This is a genomic window from Pseudomaricurvus sp. (assembly GCF_965662505.1).
Classification (GTDB): Bacteria; Pseudomonadota; Gammaproteobacteria; order Pseudomonadales; family Cellvibrionaceae; genus Pseudomaricurvus.
Map to the genome: position 1 here is coordinate 1 of NZ_CBFIHX010000230.1, position 2,364 is coordinate 2,364.

Annotated in this window: 1 protein-coding gene; it reads left to right on the plus strand. The window is 51.5% G+C overall.

Annotation, left to right across the window (positions count from 1 at the left end):
• Positions 1 to 296: 296 nt before the first annotated feature.
• A partial coding sequence (locus ACTG33_RS17020) for a hypothetical protein (RefSeq protein WP_439136447.1) occupies positions 297 to 2,364 on the plus strand: 2,068 nt, incomplete at its 3' end.

The window sequence follows — 2,364 nt, forward strand, 5'->3', positions numbered from 1 at the left end:
TCCGGTCTTTGGCTAATCTTGGAAACTTTTAGAGAGTCTTGTGAGCACATAAAAAGCGTAATGCCATCCCGCCACCTCATCCCCATATCTATTAACAGAAGAAATAAGCCATCATTTTTATATCGTAAATCTATCTGAGAGCCTTTCCTTGTACTGTATAAGCTTACTTGGTCACTTTAATTTTAAGTGACTTCTTCCCTGGCTACTCTGGCCTTGGGAGCCTGGGTCTCACAATTGATGATTGAGACCGTAATCAAGAGTAACAACTTATATAACCAATAATAAGGAAAGTTGATATGCCCAAGGTTTTTGTATCTCGCGACACGACTCGCGACAAAACAGGCGCTTACAAACGAGGTAAGTCGAGCGCTCGTTTATTCGCTGGTGCCGGAATGGTTACCGTGGCCAGCATCCTATTATCCTTGCCCGCAGTCGCTGAGGATTGTGAGTTTGATCCTCCAACTCAGTTCACGCTTCTCGCTGAAGTCGAGCCGAAACTGAATATTACTGCAGACTGCAGTGATCCTTACTATCGTGAAAGCAGCTTTGTCGTCACCAATACGGAGTCTCTGACATACCAGGTGCCTGATGGGCCGCTCATCCCTTACATGGAGGTCTCCGGGTACTTCCCCGCAAGGGAAACGCCTTTGCCATCAGGTGTCACGATCAGCCCGACTCTCAATCAACAGGAGTACACTTTAAGATTTCCAGGTCACGAATATTGGCAGAACCGTTCAATGCAGTGGCAGCATCCTACGACGGCTAATTCAATCGTCGACAATCGGTTAGCATTCACCAATGGTGCATTTACCGTGAACCATGTGAATGCCAGTCAGAGTAACGCTCCGGGGCATTTCCGCCACCATGCGGCGGCTACCAAGGTCGCGGAGAGTCTGGCTAACGCACATTATGGTAATACCGATAAAATCTACAATTACTACTGGGGCTGCAGCGGTGGCGGTCAGATGGCACAGGGTGCGGCCGAGGGTCAGGTCGGAGTTTGGGATGGCATCGTCGTGGTGTGCCCCGCAACCCGTGGCAATCCGACTCACAGCTTCCAGTGGCAGGCACACTATATGCTTGCGCTTCCAGAAGCAAAACGAGAGCAGCTCTCATTCCTGCGCGAGGTCGGAAACGGGGTTAACGCTACCGACGGACTTACCCGGGATGAAAGGGCACTGCTCTATAGTGGGCTTAATGACGAAGAGAAATCCGTGCTCAACGAGTTGCTCAACGCTGGCTTCCCGCTCAACGAACTCCCTGTGACACTCGGCTTTAACTTTCCCGGCTTTGGGTTGAGCCCCTATGTGCCGATTACCGGTACGAACGATATCTTCAAGCTCGATCCAACCTACGAGTCCGATTTTTGGGATTCAGGTGATCCAGGCTATGTCGGCACCAATCCGCCCGATTATCTGGAAGCGGCGAAGATGGATGGTTTCGCCACCGTCACCGCTATTAATTACGATGACGACGATGCGATTGTGTCGATTCAGCTAGATCCGGCAACCATTCCCTCTGTCCCCAATCATCCCATTGGGACGAATGGCGAACGCTACTATGTGTACGCCGCTGATGGGGTGACGAGAGCGTTAGATCCTGATGCATCAAGCTCTATAGCTTTTGGTGCTCTTTCGGGTGACCTGAATAGAACAACAGGTCTGCTGGAGCTTTCGGGGAGCAATAGTCAGATTCTTCTTGATGCCGTGGAAGTGGATGGGAAGATCCGTGTAAACAATCGCTTTCTACTCGCCGCGTATTATTATCCCCGGCACACAATCGTGCCTGGATACGCTCACTACGATCAATATCGCAACGCAGACGGCTCGCCGAAATACCCACAGCGTCCGTTCAGTGTCGCCGATGTGATTACTGTCCGTCAGGCGGCCGGTGTGCTCGAGTCGGGTAACATTACGACCAAGACGATGATTTTTCACAATCTATCGGACAGGGCGGCATTCCCTGCTTGGGTTGCTGGTTATGCCGATGTCATCGAAGAGGCGTTGGGGATTGGCAAGGCGAAGGACATGGTGCGGCTCTATTATCAGGAAAAGGGCGGTCACAGCAGAAGAGGTCTTGTCGCTGGTATCTTTAACCAAGCATTGTTAGACATGATGGCCTGGGCTGAACGTGGGATCAAACCCAAGCGTTCCTCACGCTTTGGTATTGAACTGGGACAAGTTGTTCTTAAGAACGGGGCCGCCCAGCGCAAGGGGCTGCAGCCGGTGATTCATCTTATGGCCAATGATGGCGAGCGTGCGGAAGTCAGTGTGAACGAGCCGGTAGAGCTCCATGCCAAGATCCAGATGCCACCAAGCACCGGCAAGGTGACAGAATTCAGTTGGCAGGGGTTAGAAGAAGAGG